Genomic DNA, 24,263 nt, shown 5'->3' with positions numbered 1-24,263 from the left:
TGCTTACCCGATTCTTTTCGCTGCACCTCTGCCCGCCCCGTCGCTTCCACGCAACGCCCGGCGAATGCTTCGGAAATACCTGCCTTGGACATGAATGGCGCCAGCGCAGAACCTGCGCTGGCGAAAAATGCAACCCGTTGCGGATTCAGCGCGCGGCAGCACCCGAATTATCAGGGATACGTGCAGGGTGGAGATGCACAGCCCTCGGACCGTGTAGCACCGCGTCCGGCCCACCAGCCCACTGAACGGCTGGCGAGCGGATAAGGTCCTGAACAGATGCCTCCGGGCGTCCACGGCTGACGGTTGATTCCTCCTCCTGACTGAGTGCACAAGGCCCGCTTGGTTGATTCGGATTCCAATTCGAAGCCACCGGGGCCTTGTTGGCACCGCAGCAAACAGGACGCGTCGTCGCGACAACGGCAGGCTGGGCAACCGGCTGGTGCCGAACGTCGCTCGACACGGGGGTGGCCCGGCCACCCTTTGCGCACCTTGGCACCGACCATGAGACGTCGTGTGTGCCGAACGCCGTTTCCGGCAGCCCGGAAACCGACGGTACAACATGAAAAGAATGCTGATTAACGCGACTCAACCCGAAGAGTTGCGTGTAGCCCTGGTGGACGGCCAACGTCTCTACGACCTGGACATCGAGTCCGGCGCGCGCGAGCAGAAAAAGGCCAACATCTACAAAGGCAAGATCACCCGCATCGAACCCAGCCTCGAAGCCGCCTTCGTCGACTTCGGTTCCGAACGTCACGGCTTCCTGCCGCTGAAAGAAATCTCCCGCGAATACTTCAAGAAAGCCCCCGAAGGGCGGGTCAACATCAAGGAAGTACTGAGCGAAGGCCAGGAAGTCATCGTCCAGGTCGAGAAGGAAGAGCGTGGCAACAAAGGCGCCGCCCTCACCACCTTCATCAGCCTGGCCGGCCGCTACCTGGTGCTGATGCCGAACAACCCGCGCGCCGGTGGCATCTCCCGCCGCATCGAAGGCGAAGAGCGCAACGAATTGCGTGAAGCCCTGAACGGCCTGACCGTGCCGGGCGACATGGGCCTGATCGTGCGCACTGCCGGCCTTGGCCGCAGCAGCGAAGAAATGCAGTGGGACCTCGACTACCTGCTGCAACTGTGGACCGCCATCAAGGAAGCGTCCCAGGACCGCGCCGCGCCATTCCTGATCTACCAGGAAAGCAACGTCATCATTCGCGCCATCCGCGACTACCTGCGCCAGGACATCGGCGAAGTGCTGATCGACAGCATCGATGCCCAGGAAGAAGCTCTGACCTTCATCCGCCAGGTGATGCCGCAGTACGCCAGCAAGGTGAAGCTGTACGAAGACAGCGTGCCGCTGTTCAACCGCTTCCAGATCGAAAGCCAGATCGAGACCGCCTTCCAGCGCGTGGTCGACCTGCCGTCCGGCGGTTCGATCGTGATCGACCCGACCGAAGCCCTGGTGTCCATCGACATCAACTCGGCGCGCGCCACCAAAGGCAGCGACATCGAAGAAACCGCCCTGCAGACCAACCTGGAAGCGGCCGAGGAAATCGCCCGCCAGCTGCGCCTGCGTGACATCGGCGGCCTGATCGTCATCGACTTCATCGACATGACCCCGGCGAAAAACCAGCGCGCCGTCGAAGAACGTGTTCGCGAGTGCCTGGAAGCCGACCGCGCCCGCGTCCAGGTCGGCCGCATCTCGCGCTTCGGCCTTCTGGAAATGTCCCGTCAGCGCCTGCGCCCTTCGCTGGGCGAAAGCAGCGGCATCGTCTGCCCACGCTGCTCCGGCACCGGCATCATCCGTGACGTCGAATCGCTGTCGCTGGCCATCCTGCGCCTGATCGAAGAAGAGGCCCTGAAGGACCGCACCGCCGAAGTTCGCGCCCAGGTGCCGATCCCGGTGGCTGCCTTCCTGCTCAACGAGAAGCGCAACTCGATCACCAAGATCGAACTGCGTACCCGTGCGCGCATCATCATCCTGCCGAACGATCACCTGGAAACCCCGCACTTCGAAGTCCAGCGCCTGCGCGACGACAACCCGGAAGTGCTGAGCAACCAGTCCAGCTACGAGATCGCCGCAGCCGAAGCCGAAGAAGCGCCGCAGCCGACCGCCACTCGCACCCTGGTTCGCCAGGAAGCCGCGGTCAAGACCGCCCCGGCCCGCGCCAACGCGCCGGTACCGGCCACTGTCGAAGAGCCGCAGCCTGCCGCACCGGTCGCCCCTGCCCCGGTCGCCCCGGAGCCAAGCCTGTTCAAGGGCCTGGTGAAGTCGCTGGTAAGCCTGTTCGCCGGCAAGGAAGAGCCTGCCGCCGCACCGGTTGTCACTGCTGCCGAGAAGCCGGCCGCCGAGCGCAGCCCACGCAACGAAGAACGCCGCAACGGCCGCCAGCAAAGCCGCAATCGCAACGGCCGCCGCGACGAAGAGCGCAAGCCGCGTGAAGAGCGTGCCGAGCGCGCACCTCGTGAAGAACGTGCCCCGCGCGAAGAGCGTGCACCACGTGAAGAACGCGCCCCACGCGAAGAGCGTGCACCGCGTGAAGAACGTGCACCACGCCAGCCACGCGAAGACCGCCGCGGCAACCGTGGCGAAGAGCGCGTGCGCGAACTGCGTGAGCCACTGGACGTTACCCCTGCCGAGCGTGAGGAACGTCAGCCGCGCGAGGAGCGTGTAGCCCGTGAAGAACGTGCCCCGCGTGAAGAGCGTGCACCTCGCGAGGAACGCGCCCCACGTGAGGAGCGTGCTCCACGTGAAGAACGCGCACCGCGTGAGGAGCGTGCTCCACGTGAAGAACGCGCACCGCGTGAAGAGCGTGCCCCGCGTGAAGAACGCGCACCTCGTGAAGAGCGTGCCCCGCGTGAAGAACGCGCACCTCGTGAAGAACGTGCTCCACGCGAAGAACGAGCCCCTCGCCCACCACGCGAAGAGCGTCAGCCACGCGTAGCCGAAGAAGCCGCCGAGCAGGCTGCCGAGCTGGCCGAAGAGCAACTGCCGAACGAAGAGCTGCTGCAGGACGAACAGGAAGGCACCGATGGCGAGCGCCCGCGCCGCCGTTCCCGTGGTCAGCGTCGCCGCAGCAACCGTCGTGAGCGTCAGCGCAACGCCAACGGCGAGCTGATCGATGGCAGCGAGGAAGAAGGCAGCGAAGAGCAGCCACAATCGCATCAGGCCACCGAGCTGGGTGCCGAACTGGCTGCCGGCCTGGCCGTGACTGCCGCCGTCGCCAGCAGCAACATCAGTGCCGACGCCGAAGCCCAGGCCAACCAGCAGGCCGAGCTTGCCACCGCCGAAGTCGCCGCCGTAGCGGAAACCGACAACAGCGAAGTCGCCCATCCGGTCGAGCAGGCCGAGAAGGTCGAACAGGTCGAAGCTGCTGCCGAGGCTGAAGAAGTGGCTGTGGCCCCGGTGGTCGAGCAGCCGGTCAGCGAGCCTGTGGCCGTGGTCGAAGCAACTGCCGAGCCAGTGGTCGAAGTCGCTCCGCAGCCAGTGGTAGACGAAGCACCTGCTGCCGAACCGGTAGTGGTTGCCGAAGCACCGGTAGAAGCGCCTGCCGTCGAGGCCGGTGAAATCGAGCAGGCCCCGGTCGTGGTCGAAGCCGCTCCGGTTGCCGAGCAACCTGCCCCGGTTGTCGAGGCCCAGCCAGAAGTGGTGGCCGAGCCTGCCCCAGTGGCCGTCGAGCCTGCACCGGTCGAAGCGCCTGCGCCGGTGGAACCTGCCACTGTCATGCTGGCCAACGGCCGTGCGCCGAACGACCCGCGTGAAGTGCGTCGCCGCAAGCGTGAGGCCGAGGCTGCCGCCAAGGCCGCACAGGAAGCTGCTGCAGCCACCGAGGAGCCAGCCCTGGAAGCCAGCGATGAGCAAAAGCCTCATCACGGTTGATAGCCAAGGCTGAATGAAAAAGCCCCGCCAGTGCGAACTGGCGGGGCTTTTTCTTGGCTGGACGTTTTTCCTGTACCGGCCTCTTCGCGGGTAAACCCGCTCCCACAGGGGCCCCACTACCCTCAGGCCCTGTGAGGTCCCTGTGGGAGCGGCTTTAGCCGCGAAAGGGCCAGCCCAGGCACTGAATCAGTAGAGGTTAGGCTCCATCTCCAGCTCGACTCCGAACCGCTCGAGGATATCGGCCTGGATCCGCCGCGCCAGCGCATGCATCTGCACCCCGCTCGCCTGGCCGTAGTTGACCAGCACCAGCGACTGCAAACGATGCACCCCGGCATCCCCCTCGCGGTGGCCCTTCCAGCCTGCCTGTTCGATCAGCCAGCCTGCCGCCAGCTTCACCTGGCCATCGGCCTGGGGATAAGCCACCACCCCCGGGTACTGCGCACGGATACGCTCGACCAGTTCCGCCGAGACCACCGGGTTCTTGAAGAAGCTCCCGGCATTACCCAGCTCTGCCGGGTCTGGCAGCTTCTCGCGGCGAATGCTGCAGATCGCCTCGCTGATCGCCTGCGCGGTCGGCTCGGTCACGCCCTGCTCTGCCAACCGCTGGCGCACCGGGCCGTAATCCAGGTGAGCCTGCAGTGTACGGCTCAAGGCAAAGCGCACACGCAGGATCAACCAACGCCCGGGGTTGCGCTTGAACAGGCTGTCGCGATACCCGAAGGCACATTCAGCCAGGCCGAAGTCACGCAACTCGCCGGTCTCGCGGTCCAGGGCGGTCAGGCCTACGAACACGTCCTTGATCTCAACGCCATAGGCGCCCACGTTCTGCATCGGCGCGGCACCCACAGTGCCGGGGATCAGGCTGAGGTTCTCCAGCCCGCAATAGCCCTGTGCCAGTGCCCACTGCACGAACGGGTGCCACGGCTCACCGGCCTCGGCCTCGACCACGATACGTTCGCCATCGTCGCTGAGCACGCGCCGGCCACGGCTGGCCATATGCAGCACCAGCGCATCGATATCACGAGTCAGCAGCAGGTTGCTGCCACCGCCAATCACCAGCACCGGCACGCGGCCTTGCTGCGCCTGGGCCAGCGCCTGGCGCACCTCCTGGTCATCATGTGCCTGGGTGAAATACCGCGCCTTCACGTCGATGCCAAAGGTGTTGTAAGGCTTGAGCGATACCTGCTCCTGCCACTGCACTGTCATAGCCGCCCCTTGATTTCCAGGACCAGCGCCTGGCACGCCGCTTCAACCAGGTCGAGCACCTGCTCGAAACCGTCGGCGCCACCGTAGTACGGGTCTGGCACTTCATCCAGTGCTGCGCCATAGCGGCGCAGGAACAGGTCGAGCTCCCCCACTGCGGTGTGCGGGCGCATCGCACGCAAGTGGCCGAGGTTGCTCTCGTCCATGGCCAGGATCAGGTCATATTCGGCAAAGTGCGCCGCCTTGACCTGCTGGGCGCGTTGCTGCGAAAGGTCATAGCCACGCGCCAGCGCTGCCTTGCAGGTGCGGCTGTCAGGCGCCTTGCCGACGTGCCAGTCGCCGGTGCCGGCCGAGGCCACATGCACCCGGTCGGCAAGCCCGGCAGCCTGCAATTGATGGCGCAGCACGCCTTCGGCGGTGGGCGAGCGACAGATATTGCCGAGGCAGACGAACAGGACGCGCATCAGGCCTCCAGCAAGCGCCGTACGCGCTCCAGGTCTTCAGGGGTATCCACGCCCACGGCAGGCGCCTCGATGGCGTCTTCGACATGGATGCGTACGCCATGCCACAGGGCACGCAGCTGCTCCAGCGCTTCGGTCTGCTCGAGCCAGCACGGGCCCCAGCTGACGAAGTCCTGCAGGAAGCCGACGCGGTAGGCGTACATGCCGATGTGGCGGCGATACGGCACGCCTTCTGGCAACAGGTTGCGGTCCTTGGCAAACGCATCGCGGGCCCAGGGCAGCGGTGCACGGCTGAAGGTCAGGGCCAGGCCGTTCTTGTCGCTGATTACCTTGACCGCGTTGGGGTTGAACACGGTTTCCGGCTCATGGATCGGTTCGGCCAGGGTGGCGATACCGGCTTCCGGATGCGCTGCCAGGTTGGCTGCCACCTGGTCGATGATCACCGGCGGGATCAGCGGCTCGTCGCCCTGCACGTTGACCACGATGGCATCGGCAGACAGGCCCAGGTGTATGGCCACTTCGGCCAGGCGGTCGGTGCCGGACTCATGGTCGGCACGAGTCATCAGCACTTCGGCGCCGAAGGCCTGGCAGGCCTCCAGAATGCTCGCGTCGTCGGTGGCGATAACCACGCGGCTGGCGCCGCTCTTGCGGGCCTGTTCCCACACATGCTGCACCATCGGCTTACCGGCGATCGGCAGCAATGGCTTGCCCGGCAGGCGCGTGGAGCGCAGCCGGGCGGGGATCACCACGGTGAAATCCAGGCTCATTTGTCCAGACGCTCTTCATCAGTCAGGGTGCGCGCCTCGCTTTCCAGCATGACCGGGATGCCGTCGCGGATCGGGTAGGCCAGGCCAGCGCCCTTACTGATCAGCTCGGTCTTGTCGGCACTGAGCTTCAGCGGGCCCTTGGTGATCGGGCAGGCCAGGATATCGAGCAGTTTGGTGTCCATTTGAGGCTTCCTTTAGGCCAGGTGGCCGGGAATTGAAAAAGGGCTCAGGGCTTGCGCAGCAAGCGTTGCAACTGGTTGTCGAACCAGGCGCTGAAAGCCGGCGTGGGCTGCGCCTCGACGGCCAGGTACCACCAGTCGTCAGCGGCGAAGGCCCGGCATTTCACCGCATCCTTTTCGGTCATGACCAGCGGCAGCGGCGGGCTGAAGGCCAGGCTCTGGGCGCTGAACTGCGCATGGTCGGCAAAGGGATGCGGCACCGGCTGCCAGTTTAGCCCCAGCAGGGTATTGAAGAAACGTTGCGGGTTGCCGATACCGGCCACCGCGTGCAGGCGTTGGCCTGCGGGGAAATGGTCAAGCGCGCGGCGCTCGCCGCTGCGCAGGTTGACCAGGGCGGACGGCTGCAGGCAGAAGCCGAAGCCATCGGCGCGGTCTGCGCTGGCGCCGTTGAACAGCACCGCGTCAGCCTCGTGCAGGCGTTCGGCCGGCTCACGCAACGGCCCCGCCGGCAGGCAGCGGGCATTGCCCAGGCCGCGAGCGGCATCGATCAGCACCAACTCCAGGTCGCGGGCCAGGCGGTAGTGTTGCATGCCGTCGTCACACAGGATCAGGTCGAGAGGTTCGCTGGCCAGCAGGGCCTGCACGGCGCGGGAGCGGTCGGGGTCGATCATCAGCGGCACGCCGGTGCGCTGCACGATCAGCAGCGGTTCATCGCCGGCCTGCTCGGCAGCCTGGTCGGCCTGCACGCGCCAGGGTAGCTGCGGCGGTTTGGCGCCATAGCCACGGCTGACCACGCCCACCTTCAACCCCTGCTGGCGGCAGTGCTCGATCAGCCAGAGGATCATCGGCGTCTTGCCGGTACCGCCCACGGTGATGTTACCCACCACGATGACCGGCACCGGGGCCCGGTAGCTGGCACTTTCGCCACTGAGAAAACGCGCCCGCTTGCGCGTGACCACGCGGCGATACAGCGCCTCCAGCGGGCGCAGCAGCGCCAGGGCCGGGTGCCCGGCGTACCAGGCGGCGAGCAGACGGTCGGCGAAGGCCATCAAGGCGTGCCCTGGGCCGCCTCGACGGTGGTCATGCGCAACTGGCTGAAACCGAGCTTGCCGGCGGCATCCATCGCGGTGACCACAGCCTGGTGCGGGGTCTTGCCGTCGGCGCTGATGGCCAGCGGCAGCTTGTTGTCGCCGCCCGACTCACGCTCGATCGCTTCGCTCAGGGTGGCCAGGTCGCTTTTAGGCAGCAGGTGGTTGTTCACCGAGTACACGCCTTCGGCGCTGATGGTGATTTCCACCAGCTTGCCCTGGTCGGGCGGCGCCTGCTCGGCGCTGGCGGCTTCGGGTAGCTCGACGCGCAGCTGGGTCTCGCGGGTGAAGGTGGTGGTGACCACGAAGAACAGCAGCAGGACGAACACCACGTCGATCAGCGACGCCAGGTTGATGTCGACGCTCTCCCGCTGGCGATTGCGCCGGAACTTCACGCCTTGCCTCCGGCCACTTCCACTTCACGGTCGCCCTGGATCACTTCCACCAGCTTGATCGCTTCCTGTTCCATGCCGACTACCAGCTCGTCGATGCGGCGCAGCAGGAAGCGGTGGAAGAATACCGCCGGGATACCGACCATCAGGCCGGCCGCGGTGGTGACCAGGGCCTTGGAGATACCACCGGCCAGCACTGCGGCGTTGGCGGTCATCTGCGAGCCCATGAAGGCGCTGAAGATGTCGATCATGCCCAGCACGGTGCCCAGCAGGCCCAGCAGCGGAGCCATGGCGGCGATGGTGCCGAGGGTGCTGATGTAGCGTTCCAGTTCGTGGATGACGCGCGAGGCGGCCTCCTCGATGCATTCCTTCATGATTTCGCGGCCATGGCGCGAGTTGGCCAGGCCGGCGGCAAGGATTTCGCCCAGTGGCGAATCGGCGCGCAGGGCCTTGAGCTTGTCACTGGTCAGTTGCTTGTCCTTGATCCACATCCACACCTGGCCCAGCAGGTGCGGCGGGGTGACGCGGCTCGCGCGCAGGGTCCACAGGCGTTCGACGACGATAGCCATGGCAGCGATGGAGCTCAGAATGATCGGCAGCATCATCCAACCACCGGACTTGACCAATTCCCACACAGTAAACGCCCCTTCGGAAAAAGGCCGCCACTCTACCATAGGCGCGCCGGGGGCTCATCTGCCGGAGGTCAGGGAATTGCCCTACCCGGTTTCTACCTTGAGCTGTCGGGTGGCTGAGCTGGCCCTTTCGCGGGTGAACCCGCTCCCACAGGTTTTTTACCATCCTCAGGTTGAGTGCAGTACCTGTGGGAGCGGGTTTACCCGCGAAAGGGCCAGCTCAGCCACCGCCCGCATCCCTCCAGAAACGCCTCTGTCGGCGCACACTCTCGACCTCCCCCTGCCTCCCCAACACCAACCGCAACGCCCCCTGCTCCGCTGTGTCATGCATCACCACCCCATGCCGCCGATAACGTTCGACCACCTGCGCGTGCGGGTGCCCGAAGCTGTTGTTGCGCCCGCGCGAAATCAGTACCCCGCGCGGCGCCGTGGCGCGGATGAAGGCCTCGCTGGACGAACTGCGGCTGCCATGGTGCGGCGACTGCAGCCAGTCGATCCGCGGCGCTTCTGTGGCCGCCAGCCAGGCCCGTTCGGCACCGGCTTCCATATCTCCCGCCAGCAACAACCGCTCACCCTGCGCCTCGACCAGCAACACACAGGAGCGGTCATTGCTGCTCTGCCCATCAGCCCAGCGCCACAGCGAAAAGCGCACGCCATCCCACGTCCACTGGTCGCCACTGACACAAGGCTGCAGTTGCATGTCATCCACCACTTCGCCGCCGATCACCCGTTCGACCGGCAGACCACGCATGATTGCGCCAGCACCACCGGCGTGGTCGGCATGGGCGTGGCTGACCAGCATCAGGTCCAGGCCACCCACTCCTAGCTTGCGCAAGGTCGGCAACACCACTCGCTCGCCCAAGTCGCTCTCTCCCCTGGCCGGCCCGGCGTCGTACAGCAGGTCGTGATGCCGGGTGCGCAACAGCACCGCCAGCCCCTGGCCGACGTCCAGATGCCAGACCTCGACCTGGCCGAACGGCACCGTCTCCCGGGGTACCCACAGCGCCAGCAGCATCACGCCACCCAACCCGCGCAGTGGTACGCCACGGGGCATCAAAACCAGCAGCGTACCCAGGCACACCAGCAGCCAGGCCCACAACGGCAGAACTGCTGGCAGCCACGCCGACTGCTGTTGCGCCACCAACTCCAGCAGCCGGAAAAGCACATCGAGCAGACCACCCGCCAGCCACAACAGCACCTCTCCTACCCCGCCCAGCGGCAGCAGCAAAGTCCCCAGCAACGCCAACGGCAGTACCGCCAGGCTGACCCAAGGCACCGCAACAAGGTTGGCCAGCGGCGCACTCAGGCTCACGGGCAAGCCCGTAGCCAGCAGCACCGGCAGCAAACCGATGGCAATCACCCATTGCGCCCGCGTCCAGGCTTGCCAGGGCCGCCAGCCGCCCAGGCGGGCACTGAAGCAATAGCCAAGCGTGGCCACGGCCGCGAACGACAGCCAGAACCCGGGCAGCAGCGCGGCCAACGGCTCCACCAGCAGCACGGCAACCAGCGCCAGCAGCAGCGGCAAGGTCGCACCGAGGTGGCGAAAGCGCAGGCGCCAGAGCAACACCACGGCCAGCATCAGGCAGGCACGCTGCACCGGTACACCGCCACCAGCCAACCAACCGTAGGCCAGTGCCGCGGCCATGGCCAAGCCACACGCCCAGGGCAGCCAGGGCAGACGAGCGGGCCACAGCCCCCAACGCGCCAGCCCGGCAACCAGGCCATACAGCAAGCCGGCAACCAGGCCGATGTGCTGGCCAGAGATCACCAGCAGGTGCACCGTGCCGGTGGCCTGCAACGTTTGCCAGTCCTCCCGGGCCAGGCCCGCCCCGTCGCCAAGCACCAGCGCCACCAACGCTGCCTGCCGGCCATTGGCCTCGACTGCCAGCAGGCGCTGGCGCAGCGTGTCGCGCCAGCCGCCTGCAACCGGCGCCAGCAACTGCCCGGCCTTGACCGTACCGGTCGCACCGACCCGCCGCGCCAGCAATTGCGCCTCACGGTCCGGCCCATGCGGGTTGAGCAGCCCCGCCGGGCGCTGCAAGGTCACCGCCAGCCGCCACTGCTCGCCCGCGCGCAGCGGCGGGCCGTCGAACCAGCTCAGTTGCAGGCGCTGCGGCAGCTCTGCCCGCCGCGAGCGGGCCGCGTCCAGCTCGAAACGCACACCCTGCGCAGTCCGGGTCGGCAGGCCGACCACCTGGCCCTCAAGCCACAAGGTGCGGCCATCCAGCCCTGGGGCCAGGCGGTCATCCAGGGCCTGCTGCGCAGACCAGCAAGCCCAACACAGGCCCAACAGAAAACAGCCCAGCGGCCACAGCCGGGTGAACAGGCCGAGGCCACCGGCTAAAGCCAGCAGCACCAGCCATCCGACCGATGGCAATGCGGGGAGAAAGCCCAGGCACAACAGCCCGAGCGCGAGCGCAAACATCCCTGTGCGCATGAAGTAGAGCTCCAGAAGCGAAATCACCTTCTGAGGCATAGCCCAATTGCCGGCAGCGCTTGCTCAACAATTGTCACAAACTCTAAACGAGGCTGAGCGGGAATCAGGGCATACTGCCCGGATCAACGCTCCGGGAGCCTACATGCCGCGCCGACTTTTCAAACGCTACATGCCGGACCCGACCAGTATTCGGGAACACAAGTCCTTACGCTTTTTCGGCAAGTTGCTGCATGACCCGAACCTCTGGCACCTGAACCGCCATTCGGTGGCGAGGGCCATGGGCGTTGGCCTGTTCGCGGCGTTGATCCCGATGCCGGCGCAGATGCTGCTGGCCGCCGCGCTGGCCATTCCGCTGCGCGGCAACCTGCCGATCGCGGTCAGCCTGGTATGGCTGACCAACCCGCTGACCATGCCACCGGTGTTCTTCGTCACCTACATGACCGGCGCCTGGCTGATGCAGGTACCGCCGCGCACCCTGCCCGACGAGCTGACTTTCCAGTGGATCACCGACCAGCTGTCGACGCTGTGGCAACCCTTCCTGCTCGGCTCGGTGGTGTGCGGTGTGGTGCTGGGCATCCTTGGCTACTTCACCACCATGCTTTACTGGCGCTGGTGGGTGGGCCGGCAGTGGCGTCTGCGCCAATGCCGGTGCAAGGTTTCAGGCACGCATGCCGCGGCCGCTGACCAGCAGGCGAACGCACACCAGGTAGAGCACCGCGGTGGCGACCAGCATGAAGGTAATCGCCGTGCCAATGCTGATATCCGACACCCCTAGGATGCCGTAGCGGAACGAGTTGACCATGTGCAGCACCGGGTTGGCCAACGACACGGTCTGCCAGAACGGCGGCAGCAGGTTGATCGAGTAGAACACCCCGCCCAAGTAGGTCAGCGGCGTCAGCACGAAGGTCGGGATGATCGAGATGTCGTCGAAGTTGCGCGCGAACACCGCATTGACGAAGCCCAGCAGCGAGAAAATGGTGGCGGTCAGCAGCACCACGACCACAGTCACGCCCAGGTGGTGCACCTGCAAGTGGGTGAAGAAAAGCGACAGGAAGGTCACGATCACGCCCACCGCCAGGCCACGCAGCACGCCACCCAGCACATAACCGACGAGGATGGTGTGTGGCGATACCGGCGACACCATCAGCTCTTCGATGGAGCGCTGGAACTTGCTGCCGAAGAAGCTCGACACCACGTTGCCGTAGGAGTTGGTGATCACCGACATCATGATCAGCCCCGGCACGATGTATTCCATGTAGGTGAAGCCACCCATGTCGCCGATCTGCCGGCCGATCAGGTTACCGAAGATGACGAAGTACAGGACCATGGTGATCGCCGGCGGCAGCAGGGTCTGCGGCCAGATACGCAGGAAGCGCCGCACTTCGCGGTAGACGATGGTGTTCAGGGCGACCCAGTTGGTGCGCAGTTCTACACTCATACGGCCACCTTCGACAGGTTTTTTTCCACCAGGGACACGAACAGCTCCTCGAGTCGGTTGGTCTTGTTGCGCAGGCTCTGCACCTCGATGTTCTGCAGCGCCAGCTGGCCGAACAGCGCGGTGATGCCAATGTCCTTGTCCACCTGCACTTCCAGGGTATGCGGGGTCAGCAGCCGGCACGGGTAGCCCTGCAGCACCGGTGCAGTGGCCAGGTCCTGCTTGATGTCGAGCACGAAGGTTTCGACATGCAGCTTGCCCAGCAGCTGGCGCATGCTGGTGTTCTCGACGATGGTGCCGTGGTCGATGATGCCGATGTTACGGCACAGCTGCTCGGCCTCTTCCAGGTAGTGGGTGGTGAGGATGATGGTGATGCCCTTCTGGTTCAGCTCGGTGAGGAAGCTCCACATCGAACGGCGCAGTTCGATGTCCACACCGGCGGTGGGCTCGTCGAGAATCAGCAGGCGCGGCTCGTGGATCAGCGCGCGGGCAATCATCAGGCGGCGCTTCATGCCCCCCGACAGCGAACGCGACTGCACGTCACGCTTGTCCCACAGGCCGAGCTGGGTCAGGTACTGCTCGGCCCGCTCCTTTGCCACCTTGGGCGGGATGCCGTAGTAACCGGCCTGGGTCACGACGATGTCGAAGGTTTTCTCGAACTGGTTGAAGTTGAACTCCTGCGGCACCACGCCCAGGCAACGCTTGAGCGCCGACGGCTCGCGGTCCAGGTCGTGGCCGAACACGTTGACCGTGCCGCTGGTCTTGTTGACCAGGGTGGAGAGGATGCCGATGGTGGTGGACTTGCCCGCGCCGTTGGGGCCGAGCAAGGCGAAGAAGTCGCCTTCGGCAACATCCAGGTCGATGCCCTTGAGGGCCTGGAAGCCGTTGCCGTAGGTCTTGGTCAGCTGTCGGATGGACAGGGCGGAACTCATAGCGGGTCACTTACCGAGAAAAAGGTGCAGGACACGCCAGGTAAAGGCACTGGCGCAGTGAGTGCGGCCAATGGTGCTTGGCCTGGCCGCACAAGTACAGTCATGTGTATTGATAATGACTATCGAAGTAGCCGTGGTGTTCGATCAGGTCAGCGCAGTCATTACCGCTGCCTGGTACGCAGGGCGAGCCTTGAGGCGCTCGTACCAGGCCTCCAGGTGATGCATGGCCGGGCGCTCGATGGGCATTTCGAACCAGGCATAGATGAAGCTTCCCAATGGGATGTCGCCCATGCCGATCTGGTCACCGGAAAGGTACGGTTGTTTGGCCAAGGCTTCGTCGGCAATGGCCAGCAGCTGGGCGCATTGCTTGTGCGCAGCGTTGATCGCCACCCAGTCGCGCTGGTCTTCCGGGGTGCGCAACAGGCCCCAGAACAGTGGGCGGAACGGCGTGGCGAAGGACGAGGTGGTCCAGTCCATCCACTTGTCCGCCAGGGCGCGCTGACGCGGGTCGTCCAGGTACCAGCCCTGCTCCGCACCGTATTCGGCGCACAGGTAGCGCACGATGGTGTTGGACTCCCACAGGGTCAGGTCACCGTCTTCCAGCATCGGCACCAAGCCGTTGGGGTTGCGCGCACGGTAGTGCGGCTCGTTGACCACGCCGAAGGCGCCGCCGGCGTCGATCGACTCGAAATCCAGGCCCAGTTCATGGGCGATCCATAGCGCCTTGCGCACATTGCTCGAATTCTTGCGGCCCCAGATCTTCAGCATGGCAACGTCCTTATAGATACGAAGATGAACAGTCTAATGCAAAACCTTATGCGCCGATAATGGGATTCTCAGCGTTCAATAAACGCGTGACGCCATATGGCCGCAGCAACAAAAACTATCATTTTTGCCAGTTTTTTCGGGAAACGCCAACCACTACCTTGACTTCAGGCCCACACAGAGGTACTGAAAGATGAAAGACAACAAAAGTGAGATCCCAACAGCTTTAGCGTTTTCCGGATATTGTCATTTAGACACCGTTCATCGCCAATCGGACGTTTATTACAGCAACCAGGGACTCAGCACCAATAACAATGAAATCATCATCACCAAACGAGACCTGACTGCAGGTAAAAGCTGGGAAAGAGCCGCGCTCCATCTGGGCCCTACCAAGCACTTCTATGACACTTACTTCAGAAAAGCCGAAATCAGTCGACGCGTTACCGCAGACAGCCGAATAATCACCAAAAAAGATCTAGGCATGCGAGGAAGCATCATCACTGAAATAACAGACTACGGCCCAAGCGATGAAAGAACCCTGTCATTCAAAATCGACCTGGACGAAAGCTACCTGACACTCAACACCCAGACATCTGACGAACTGAGATGGCACTGGAACAAAACCCCCACTTTGACATGGAATGGCAAGCCCGAGGACAGAGCCATCCTCGAAAATCATTACTTCAAACAAAAAAATCTTTTACTTGACCGGGTAGCTCTAGAGCAACGGAATTTCAATCTCTGGATTTATCTGGACTTCAGCATCGAACACGACATCCTTTGGCAAGCCTACTCCGAGCCGCAAAAAAAATTCAACAAGACGTTCACCCCTGAGCCTTTGCCTCCTTATGTAAACGAGCATGAAGACGATCTCGTTATTTCACTTTACGCCAACTACTTTCCCACCATAATTAACGGCACCCCACCCGACGACATAGGACTTTTCCCTGGCATACTTTCCTCTCCCTCAGGCTGGCCATACATCATGGGTAGTCCAATCGGCAAGGACTCTTTTTTTTGCCTCTTCCGCAACGCCGATTCTTCCAATACAGCCAACAACAAGGCTACAGGACTCTCGACCGCCATTCACCCGCTACCCCTGGTCACGACCATCTCATCGACCACAGGGCCACAGAAGCTGATCGCCACCCCACAATCCGCCAAGCCTACCTGGAGCGTGGAGAAACCGAGCGCAGGATCCATCAAGACCATTGATGGCGCTCAGCACTATCAGCCCCCCGGAGCCCTTAGCCCCAACGCGATTGCCAACCCCAATTGCAAGACCCTCATCCCCGCCATGCTCAAGAGCAGTACGCGGCAAATACTCCTGCCGGCAGTGGCCGATATCCTCAAGGCAACCACCAGTACCAGTGCAGCCTACGCCACCTGGGTATCGGAATACTTCGCTCAAACGCACTATTTCAAGGCCGCGAAACAAGCGGGCAAACTGCAGCTGTCGATGTACTACACCTCGATGTCAGGCAGCGAAGTGGCGGTGCCATTGAAAAACATCGCCTGGCATGTTCTGGCAGGCAACGGCAAGGTCGACAGCCAAGGGGTATTCACGCCTGACAGCAAGGCGCCGTCACCCTGCACGGTGATATTGGCCGTGGATGTTGACGAGACCGAAGCGGAACAAAGCTGGTACTGGGCCATGACCATCATTCCACACCCGTTCATAGAGGTAGACGCCATGCTCGAGCTTTTCACCGACTAGCAACTGCATCGCCCAAGCATCACGGCGTGCGAACTCCGCCAGCCGTGCTCTGTCACTGTTCTGAGCAGGCCTTTGCAGCAAGGCTGTCTACGCTTGTTGCATCGGCTTGAAGCCCACGGTCACGGAGAAAAGACTATGTTGCTGTTGTGGTTGGCGGTCATGGTACTAGGCGCAGCCTATCTCACCCACCGGCGCTTGCCGCCCTTGCAGATACTCGGCGCGGTGGCAGCCTATGTGCTGCTGATGGGCCTGTTCGGCAATGCACCCGGCTGGCTGTTGACGGTGTTGTGGCTGGCCCTGGCACTCAAAGCCGCTTTGCTCATGCTGCCGCAGTGGCGCCGCCAGGTGCTCACACGCCCCGTTTTCAACTGGTTCCGGCGCACGCTACCGCCCATGTCGCAGACCGAACGCGAGGCCATCGACGCCGGAACCGTGTGGTGGGATGGTGAACTGTTCAGTGGCCGCCCCAACTGGCAAACCTTGCTCGACTACCCGTCACCCACGCTGACAGAAGAGGAGCAGGCGTTCATCGACGGCCCCACCGAGCAGCTCTGCGCCATGGTCAGCGACTGGCAGATCGGCCAGGATCTGGACTTGCCGCCCGAGGCTTGGGCCCATATCAAGTCACAAGGCTTCTTCGCCCTGATCATTCCCAAGGAATATGGCGGCAAAGGCTTCTCGGCCTATGCCCATTCCCAGGTCGCGATGAAGCTCGCCACCCGCAGCGGCGACCTGGCGTCAACCGTGATGGTGCCCAACTCTCTGGGGCCTGCCGAACTGCTGCTGCACTACGGCACCGAAGAACAGCGAAACCACTATCTGCCACGCTTGGCCCGGGGCGAAGAAATCCCCTGCTTTGCCCTCACCGGCCCAATGGCCGGGTCCGACGCGGGCGCCATGCCAGATACCGGCGTAATCTGCCGAGGGCAGTGGCAAGGTGAAACCGTGATCGGCCTGCGCCTGAACTGGGAGAAGCGCTACATCACCCTGGGGCCCGTCGCCACCCTGCTGGGGCTCGCATTCAAGGCCTACGACCCGGACCACCTGCTGGGTGACCGCGTAGAGCTGGGTATCAGCCTGGCATTGATCCCTACCGATACACCGGGCGTGGAAATCGGCAAACGCCACCTGCCCCTCGGTGCCGCATTCATGAATGGCCCCAATAGCGGCAAGGATGTCTTCGTACCGCTGGACTTTCTCATCGGCGGCAAGGATATGCTCGGCAAGGGCTGGATGATGCTGATGAACTGCTTGTCGGTCGGCCGTTCGATCTCCCTGCCGGCCGTCGGCACTGGCGCGGCCAAGTACACCAGCCTGGTGACAGGGCAATATGCCCGCATCCGCGAACAGTTCAACGTACCGCTGGCCGCGTTCGAGGGCATCCAGGAGTCTCTGGCGCGCATCGGTGGCAACGCCTGGCTGATGGACAGCGCCCGCTTGCTGACCACCAAAGCCGTGGATCTGGGTGAAAAACCCTCGGTGCTGTCGGCCATCCTCAAGTACCACCTCACCGAACGCGGCCGCGAATGCATCCGCCACGCCATGGACGTGCATGGCGGCAAGGGCATCATCATGGGGCCCAACAACTACCTGGGGCGAAACTGGCAGGGCGCACCGATTTTCATCACCGTCGAGGGCGCCAACATACTCTCGCGCAACTTGATGATCTTCGGCCAGGGCGCCATTCGTTGCCATCCGTTCGTACTCCAGGAAATGGCCCTTGCCGGGCGTGAGGACCACGACCAGGCACTCGACGAATTCGATGACCTGTTGCTGAAGCACATTCTGTTCGCGGTCGGCAATGCCGCCAGCACACTGGTGCTTGGCCTGGGGCTGGGGGCACTGGAAAAGGCCCCCGGCGACAGGTTGAGCCAAGGCTACTTCCGCGCTCTGAATCGCCAGGCTGCCGCCTTTGCCCTGCTGGCCGACCTGTCGATGATGTTGCTGGGCGGGGCGTTGAAGCGCCGTGAACGATTGAGTGCCCGCCTGGGCGACGTATTGAGCTACCTCTACCTGTCATCTGCCGCACTCAAGCGCTACCACGACCTGGGCTCGCCAGAGTACATGCAGCCGTTGCTGCGTTGGGCCATGGAGGAAAGCCTGGGCCAGGCGGAAAGTGCCTTGGATCGTTTGCTCGACAACTTCCCCAACCGCTTCGTCGGCTGCGCCTTGCGTGTGCTGGTATTCCCGTTTGGGCGCCGCCACACCGGGCCGAGCGACGAACTGGATGCCGAAGTGGCCGAGTTGTTGGGGCGCCGCAAGGGCGACCCAGCCCTGGAGCAGCTACTGGCCGGCTGCTTCCGGCCTGAGGCCGACGGTGATGCGGTGGCGGCGCTGCAACGTGCTTGCGATGCGCTGGACGAAGCTGCGCCCTTGCACAAGCGGTTATCCCAGGCGCTCAAGGACGGTGTCGTGCAGCCAGCGCCAGGGCAATGCCCTGTCGAAGCCGCCGTACAAGCGGGCGTGCTTCAAGAGCAAGAAGGCCAGCAACTGCAGGACGCCGAGCAGGCGCGCCGGGCGGTGATCGCAGTGGATGCCTTCGACAAGCAATACTTGCAGCCCATACCGGGGCAAGTACGCTAAGCAGCATTCGAACAGGGCCGCCACACGGCCCTGCCAGCCTTCCACCTGGCCATAACCCACGTATACTTCGCGCCCGTTCCAACCATTTCGAGGACCTCACCATGGCCACCCCCAACCTGGACTATCACCTGCAACTGCTTCACCATCTGCGCACCATTCTGGTTGCCTTGGGTGAAGCCGACCAGGTACCAGAGGAAAGCCACGCCCTGTTCCTCGAACGCTTCGACGAACTGCTCACCTTGCTCCCCCAGGACCCGCTGGAAAGCCAATACCTGGGGCAGGACCTGATCTGCCAGGTCATCCAGCGCTATCCGCAAATTGCCCATCTGGTACCCCGTGACTTGCTGTGGTTCTTCGGTGGTGACTGCCTGCACTTCATGCCTGACGAAGAGCTGGCGCTTTATCAGAGCCTGGAAGAGCGTCGCTACGAAGCCGAGCAGCGCGGTGAGCCCTTTGACTGGCATCAGCAAAAGCAGCTTTCAAGCCAGGCAGGTCAGCCCACGAATGACTGACACCTGCGGTGATTCACAGGCAAACGAATGATCCACGGCAGATGCTGATTTAACTTACATACCCACCGCCCCCTCCCTCCTAAGCTCCCCGTCCCGGCTGGTTTCACAAGACCAGCCGGTATCACAGATCCGGCCTGATGCATGTCTTGATGTCGGGCCTTCACTAGAAAACGGGGATAACAGTCATGAAAAAGCTTCTGACAACCGCAGCCCTGGCCATGAGCCTGAGCAGCACGGCATTCGCCAGCGACTTCATTGAGTTTAACGGCACTATCACCAGCGGTACATGCGCGATCGAAATCGTCGACCCGGCAACCGGGAGCAAAATGGATCGCATCTCAATGGGTAACGTCGCCAGCGGGCGCTTCACGGCAATTGGCAGCGAAGGCAACCTTCGCCCTTTCGCCATGCGCGTCACTCCCGGCACTGGGTGTGATACCTCCACCAACCAGGGCTATGTAACCTTCAACGGCGCTTTCGGCAGTGCAGGCACTGGCGGCGAGCTTCACGCGCTGGAAGCTAGTGGGGCAACCAACCTGGGCCTGGCCATCAAGGACAAGACCAACACGCTGATTGCCAATGGTAGCGAATCCAAGCCTTACGACCTGGATGACACCAATCCCACCGACATGCTGTTCTATGCGGCCTACCGCGCCACCGCCATCCCTGTCACGGCAGGCGCTGCAAACACGGTCGTCAGCTTCGTCTTCGACCTCAAGTAACACCGTTCCAGGCCGCGCCATGCGCGCCTGGATCCACCCGCTACATATGGGCCTTCACATGAAATCCATCCACCGCTCCCTCGGCTTGCGAAAAGCCATGCTCGGCATTTGTCTGGCCGCTTGCCTACCTGCCGCCGAGGCAGCCCTGACCATCAGCAATACACGCGTGGTTCATTCAAGCGATGCGCGCAACTCTTCGATTGTGGTCGCCAACCCCAGCACCAAGGTTTTCGCCGTACAAACCTGGGTCAATACCCATGAGGACGACACCAACACGCCCGTCCCCCTGATAGCCAACCCCAGCCTGTTCCGCCTGGACCCAGGGATGGAGCAACTTGTCCAGATTCAAAACTTGCCGAACGACCTGCCGAGCGATAGGGAATCTCTGTTCTATTTCAACGCGCAAGAGATTCCACAAGCAGAGGAACCAGGTGAAAACACGCTGAATATCGCGATGCGCACGCGCATCAAAGTATTCTATCGCCCAAGCCAGCTACAGGGCCGCCCTGAAGACCAGGCCAAGCACCTGCAGTGGTCCCTGCGCAAGATTGAAGGTGTGCCCCATCTGGTGGTGAACAATCCTACCCCTTACCACTACACCTTCAGTCGCCTGGAATTGACCAACGGCAAGCAGACCGAAAAAGTGCGCAGCATGGCCATGGCCATACCTTTCGGCGAACAAACCTACAAGCTGAGCAACACCCCCTTGCAGACAACGTTGCAACTAACCTTCTCCACGATCAATGACTATGGTGTCGCAAGCGCCGCCACCACTATTGCGCTGCAACTCGACAAGTGAAATCAAGGCTTCAGCTCCAGACCGAGCGTACCCAGGTTCGGTGAAGGGGGCCAACTGTGGCCCCCATCGAAGCTGACCGTTGCAGTCAGCTGCAGTAAAGGCCCGATCTTGAGCGTCTCCAGCCAGGTCTTGGGCACGAACAATGTGTTATCCTCGACAATCAGGCGACGCTCGATGTCATCCTCAGTCACCTTGTAGGGCCCCACTGAATATGCCTCCGCCTCCTCAATCAAGTTGATGCCGTTGAGCTCAAGCTTGAGCAGATGGTCCGTGCTGACATATCTCCACGTTTCGATTCGAAAGTGCGCCCTGTCGGTAATATCACTTAATTTCAGGTAACCCACCTCTGCTTCAAGGATCTGCGGAATCGGCCAGTAGGGTATGAAGGGCAACACTTTCACCTGTCGATGCGGCGTGACCGACTCAAGTACCTGGCCATCGAATGTGGTTACCTGATAGTAAAAGGGCAACGTTTTGCCAGATTGCATGGCGAGCTTGTCCCTGGGGATCAGGAACTGCCCCTTGATCTCTGACTCTGGAATGTTCAGCGCCCCCAGTTCACCTGGTATGCCCCATTGCAGCGTCAGCGTATCTTTCGGATAGATCTCCACCCCTTCAGGCAGTACGGCAAACAGCTCACCATTCAACTTCTCCAGATCAAGCGTGACCGTAGCGCCTGCGCCACTTGCTTTCGGTAACTCTGGCCACGGCAAATGGCGAGGAGCGATTTCTGCCGCAACATCAAGTTGGACACTACGCGCACGGAAACTTTGGTTGCCCGCGCGATCCTTGATGCGGTAATACGCAAAACGCTCACCATCCCCGCGGTCACGAATCATCTGGCCGTCGAATACCAACGTCAGTGGTCTGCCGATATCCTCCAGTGTCAGGGTGCGCTCGTTGGCGTACTCCTCCTCGTTGAACTTACGGTTCCAGAAGCAAGTGATCGTGTCACCCACTTCAGGTGTCTTGTAACCAGGCACCTGGGCCTCCAATACATCGCCATTGACCTCCAGGTAATGGGCTGTCACACCGTTTCTCAAGACCTCGTCCGGGAACACCAACATGCCATCATCGCCCCCGAGTGCGGGGACCTCACGGTCTATTGTCAACTGCAAGTCCTGCGATAGACCTTCTACTCCGTTGTAGATTTCAACCTCGTAGTGAAGCCTTGGTGTACCGTGCAATAGATACTCGGTTCCCACCTCGATGATCAAATCCTCAGGCAACACTCTCGATGTGAAGGTTCTCGTCGTATGTTCAACGCCATTCCAGTAAAACTTGAGGATTTCTGGATCGTCCTCGCTGGGAAGCGAAATGGGCCACTTCGGTATCTCGACGCGCAAGGGAAGCTCCAAAGCGCTAACGGGAAGGAGGTTTGGCTGCCCGTCGGCAATGTCTTCCAGCATCGCCTCTACTATTGGAGGGGCAAGCGCTTCATTGCGCCGCCGCACCGGCCGGCGCCCGAAGAGGCGACTCATCCACGCCTGTAACTGGCCCCAATACAGACGAACACTATCCATAACCCCTCCTTCAACAGTGGGACAGCGAAAACGCGATGACCTACCAGCTGTAGTGCACGCCGATGTTGGCCCCCCAGGGCTGTTCGAGCTTGTCACCATTGCTGTAATCGAAATCGGCATGCACCTGCCAACGCTCCATCAGCGAAACGGCAACCCCCACACCCAGCTCCCCACGAGAGCCGGAAAGGTCGTTGTCGAAGCGATGCTGATTGATCTTGACCTGGTTGTCAGTAACGAACTCATGCACATACGCCATGCGGACATAGGGCTGGGCCACACGCCCCTCGCCCAGATCGAAGTTGCGCCCCACAGTGGCACCCGCCTTGCCCAAGAGGGATTGGGTATCATCATTGCTGGCCTTCAGCCCGTTCTTCATTCGATAACTGTCGCCCTGGATATTGACCGCCGACCATTGGGTGAAGGGCTCGACGAAATAACCAGAATCCAGGGGAATGTGACGGCCGAACTCCAACGAAGCACCTACGCCCATGTTGTCGTAGTTGCCCTTGGTCCGCGTACCATCACTCAGATTGACCTTGGCATCGTTGTCGAAACGGTTGAGCTTCACCACACCGTCGAAGTAATAGCCGCTAGCGGCATCCAACCAGGTCGCGTAAAGGCCGAGGTAATAGCTTTTCACCTCGCCAGAGGCACCCCTCGCAACGTTGAGGTCCGACGTGCTGTAGCCTGCCAAGGCGCCTGCCAACCACTGCCCATCCCCCCACGGCAAGGGCGCATCCGCTCCCAGCGAAACACCCTGCTGGTTCTGCGAATAGGCCACACCAGAGGATTCGGATACGTTGTATTTGTTGCCGTAGCTGCGCATCCAGGCGCCAGACTTGCGCTCATCCAGCCGCAATTCGCCCATGCGGCTACGCAGCGAACTGAGCTCGCCGTACCAAACGGTCGGGGCGGTGCCGAACAGTGCCAGTGCAGCGCCAGTGCTTGGGCTGATGATCTTGCGCGACCCATCCAGGTACCAGTCGTTACCGCGCTGTTGCAGCTCATAGGAAAATGCACCCAGGTCAACCGGGCCATTGACCAGCGAAAACTGCGCATCACCCGCATCGGCATGCACGATATGCAATGAGTTTTCGCTTGCCGGCTCGTTGCCGCTACTTCCTACCAACAAACCGTGACTGCCGGTGGCGGTACCGATCTTCAGGAAGTCGGTCTGTCCCGTGGCAAAATCAGCATCCATGATGAACGTGCCATTGCCACTGAGCGTGCCCAGTTCCAGGGTAAGGAACTGCCGCGGCTCGCCCAGGCTGACCACGCCGTCATTCATGGCCAGGCTGCCCACCTGGCTGTCCTCGACCATGTTCCAGCGCCCTTGGTTGTTGAGGGTAAGCCCGGCTACGTTTTCCAGCCGACCGGTCAGGCTTGCCTGGTTATCCAAGGTCAGATTGGCGGTAGAGCCTGCTTCGGCGCGCACGTCACCTTGCAAGTGGCTACCCTCGACGCGCATGTCTGCCCGTGAGCTGCCAACCACTTCCAGCAAGTTGCCGTTGCCCGCGACCAGGCTGGAACCCGGCCCCACGACAATGTCGGCGGCTGCACCTGGCAGTTCTGCACGCCCGACCAGAATCGCCGGGCCCTGCTGGCCTTCAACGCGTGTGCCTTGCAGGTTGATGCTGGCGGCGCCCGTGGACGTCGAGCCATTCACCCGCAGCCCCGCGTCGGTGCCGGTGATAGTGCTGTCCTGAGCATTGAGGGTACCGCCTTTGAACATATCCACCGCTGCGCGGTTTTCACCGGTAGCGACCAGCGTGCTACGGGCGACATTCAACGTGGAGTCCTGGCTGATATAGGCAGCGCCAAGTCTGCCCTCTACATGGCTATCAGCAACGGTTGCATTCGCACCGTTGCCATTGCCATCGTGGTTGAGCCGCACGCCGTAGGAGTCGGCGATGATCGTGGCACCGTTACTGATGCTGGCGCTGCTGCTGGCCATCAGGTCAACCCCGCTGCGCACTCTGCCAGAGTTCACGGTGCCGCCATTCATGTTGAAGGTGGCACCGGAGCGCAGGAGGACAAATCCCATATCAGCACCAATGGCATTCAAGGTGGCGCCAGGCTTCAGTTCGTAATCATCGGTCGGGGTACCCGCACCAATGGTGCGCTGCCCTTCAACCTGGGTAAGCGCCTGGGCATGGGTAGCGATTGCCAGCGTCAACGGCGCCAGCAATGCCCAGGCCATGACAGTTTGCGGCCGGATGTTGTTGTCAAGGATGCGAAAGCGCATGGGGCA

Annotated in this window: 19 protein-coding genes and 1 pseudogene; 7 read left to right on the top strand and 13 right to left on the bottom strand. The window is 62.4% G+C overall.

The window, feature by feature from the left end; all coding sequences use genetic code 11:
* Positions 1-559: 559 nt before the first annotated feature.
* Complete coding sequence (rne, locus tag ABX298_RS17990) at positions 560-3,865, top strand: ribonuclease E (RefSeq protein ID WP_367393422.1); 3,306 nt, start codon at positions 560-562, stop codon at positions 3,863-3,865.
* A gap of 186 nt (positions 3,866-4,051) precedes the next feature.
* Here the strand turns inward: rne and murB are convergent, their stop codons facing one another.
* From murB to ABX298_RS17950, 8 genes are all read right to left on the bottom strand, one after another.
* Positions 4,052-5,071 carry a UDP-N-acetylmuramate dehydrogenase gene (murB, locus tag ABX298_RS17985; RefSeq protein ID WP_367393421.1) on the bottom strand — a complete coding sequence of 340 codons (1,020 nt, stop codon included), beginning with the start codon at positions 5,069-5,071 and terminating at the stop codon, positions 4,052-4,054.
* A complete protein-coding gene (locus ABX298_RS17980; RefSeq protein ID WP_003259973.1) occupies positions 5,068-5,532 on the bottom strand; it encodes a low molecular weight protein-tyrosine-phosphatase in 465 nt (154 codons plus the stop codon). Before ABX298_RS17980 ends, murB begins: the two co-directional genes overlap by 4 nt.
* Complete coding sequence (gene kdsB, locus ABX298_RS17975) at positions 5,532-6,296, bottom strand: 3-deoxy-manno-octulosonate cytidylyltransferase (protein ID WP_286101257.1); 765 nt, start codon at positions 6,294-6,296, stop codon at positions 5,532-5,534. Before kdsB ends, ABX298_RS17980 begins: the two co-directional genes overlap by 1 nt.
* A complete protein-coding gene (locus tag ABX298_RS17970) occupies positions 6,293-6,478 on the bottom strand; it encodes a Trm112 family protein (RefSeq protein ID WP_011532874.1) in 186 nt (61 codons plus the stop codon). Before ABX298_RS17970 ends, kdsB begins: the two co-directional genes overlap by 4 nt.
* 44 nt (positions 6,479-6,522) lie before the next feature.
* Positions 6,523-7,524, bottom strand: a complete 1,002-nt coding sequence (gene lpxK / locus ABX298_RS17965) for a tetraacyldisaccharide 4'-kinase (RefSeq protein WP_367393420.1) — start codon at positions 7,522-7,524, stop codon at positions 6,523-6,525.
* Entirely contained in the window at positions 7,524-7,958 is a 435-nt protein-coding gene (locus ABX298_RS17960; RefSeq protein WP_025338207.1) for a biopolymer transporter ExbD, read from the bottom strand. Before ABX298_RS17960 ends, lpxK begins: the two co-directional genes overlap by 1 nt.
* Positions 7,955-8,590 carry a MotA/TolQ/ExbB proton channel family protein gene (locus ABX298_RS17955; RefSeq protein ID WP_016391244.1) on the bottom strand — a complete coding sequence of 212 codons (636 nt, stop codon included), beginning with the start codon at positions 8,588-8,590 and terminating at the stop codon, positions 7,955-7,957. Before ABX298_RS17955 ends, ABX298_RS17960 begins: the two co-directional genes overlap by 4 nt.
* A gap of 217 nt (positions 8,591-8,807) precedes the next feature.
* On the bottom strand, positions 8,808-11,024 hold the full coding sequence (locus tag ABX298_RS17950) for a DNA internalization-related competence protein ComEC/Rec2 (RefSeq protein ID WP_367393419.1): 2,217 nt from the start codon (positions 11,022-11,024) through the stop codon (positions 8,808-8,810).
* A gap of 142 nt (positions 11,025-11,166) precedes the next feature.
* Between ABX298_RS17950 and ABX298_RS17945 the strand changes: the two are divergent.
* Positions 11,167-11,685 (top strand): annotated as a pseudogene (locus ABX298_RS17945) (DUF2062 domain-containing protein); the annotation flags it as partial.
* Here the strand turns inward: ABX298_RS17945 and ABX298_RS17940 are convergent.
* From ABX298_RS17940 to ABX298_RS17930, 3 genes are all read right to left on the bottom strand, one after another.
* On the bottom strand, positions 11,683-12,462 hold the full coding sequence (locus ABX298_RS17940; protein WP_003260104.1) for an ABC transporter permease: 780 nt from the start codon (positions 12,460-12,462) through the stop codon (positions 11,683-11,685). The pseudogene ABX298_RS17945 and the gene ABX298_RS17940 overlap by 3 nt on opposite strands.
* The gene (locus tag ABX298_RS17935; protein WP_046617069.1) at positions 12,459-13,391 is read right to left on the bottom strand and encodes an ABC transporter ATP-binding protein; all 933 of its coding nucleotides are present in this window, start codon (positions 13,389-13,391) and stop codon (positions 12,459-12,461) included. The genes ABX298_RS17940 and ABX298_RS17935 overlap by 4 nt, the downstream gene beginning before the upstream one ends.
* Positions 13,392-13,535: 144 nt before the next feature.
* Positions 13,536-14,159, bottom strand: coding sequence for a glutathione S-transferase (locus ABX298_RS17930; protein WP_013971559.1), 624 nt, complete (start codon positions 14,157-14,159; stop codon positions 13,536-13,538).
* A 190-nt stretch (positions 14,160-14,349) separates the two neighbouring features.
* Here ABX298_RS17930 and ABX298_RS17925 point away from each other — a divergent pair, with 190 nt between their 5' ends.
* The 5 genes from ABX298_RS17925 (at position 14,350) to ABX298_RS17905 (ending at position 20,489) form a co-directional block, all read left to right on the top strand.
* The gene (locus ABX298_RS17925) at positions 14,350-15,873 is read left to right on the top strand and encodes a hypothetical protein (RefSeq protein ID WP_367393418.1); all 1,524 of its coding nucleotides are present in this window, start codon (positions 14,350-14,352) and stop codon (positions 15,871-15,873) included.
* Positions 15,874-16,008: 135 nt separating this feature from the next.
* On the top strand, positions 16,009-18,456 hold the full coding sequence (locus ABX298_RS17920) for an acyl-CoA dehydrogenase (protein WP_317409392.1): 2,448 nt from the start codon (positions 16,009-16,011) through the stop codon (positions 18,454-18,456).
* A 101-nt stretch (positions 18,457-18,557) separates the two neighbouring features.
* On the top strand, positions 18,558-18,968 hold the full coding sequence (locus ABX298_RS17915; protein ID WP_075044124.1) for a PA2817 family protein: 411 nt from the start codon (positions 18,558-18,560) through the stop codon (positions 18,966-18,968).
* Between the two features lie 185 nt (positions 18,969-19,153).
* Positions 19,154-19,690, top strand: a complete 537-nt coding sequence (locus tag ABX298_RS17910; protein ID WP_075044123.1) for a fimbrial protein — start codon at positions 19,154-19,156, stop codon at positions 19,688-19,690.
* Between the two features lie 19 nt (positions 19,691-19,709).
* On the top strand, positions 19,710-20,489 hold the full coding sequence (locus ABX298_RS17905) for a molecular chaperone (RefSeq protein WP_237140971.1): 780 nt from the start codon (positions 19,710-19,712) through the stop codon (positions 20,487-20,489).
* Positions 20,490-20,491: 2 nt separating this feature from the next.
* Here the strand turns inward: ABX298_RS17905 and ABX298_RS17900 are convergent, their stop codons facing one another.
* Both ABX298_RS17900 and ABX298_RS17895 read right to left on the bottom strand, forming a co-directional pair.
* Positions 20,492-22,012 (bottom strand): hypothetical protein, encoded by a 1,521-nt coding sequence (locus ABX298_RS17900; protein ID WP_367393417.1) that lies wholly within the window; start codon positions 22,010-22,012, stop codon positions 20,492-20,494.
* 40 nt (positions 22,013-22,052) lie between these two features.
* The gene (locus ABX298_RS17895) at positions 22,053-24,257 is read right to left on the bottom strand and encodes an autotransporter outer membrane beta-barrel domain-containing protein (protein ID WP_367393416.1); all 2,205 of its coding nucleotides are present in this window, start codon (positions 24,255-24,257) and stop codon (positions 22,053-22,055) included.
* Positions 24,258-24,263: the final 6 nt, after the last annotated feature.

It is taken from the genome of Pseudomonas sp. X4, from assembly GCF_040784925.1.
In the GTDB taxonomy this organism is placed as follows: domain Bacteria; phylum Pseudomonadota; class Gammaproteobacteria; order Pseudomonadales; family Pseudomonadaceae; genus Aquipseudomonas; species Aquipseudomonas putida_Z.
Note: the sequence above shows the minus strand (reverse complement) of the source record. Positions and strands in the feature narration are given on the sequence as shown.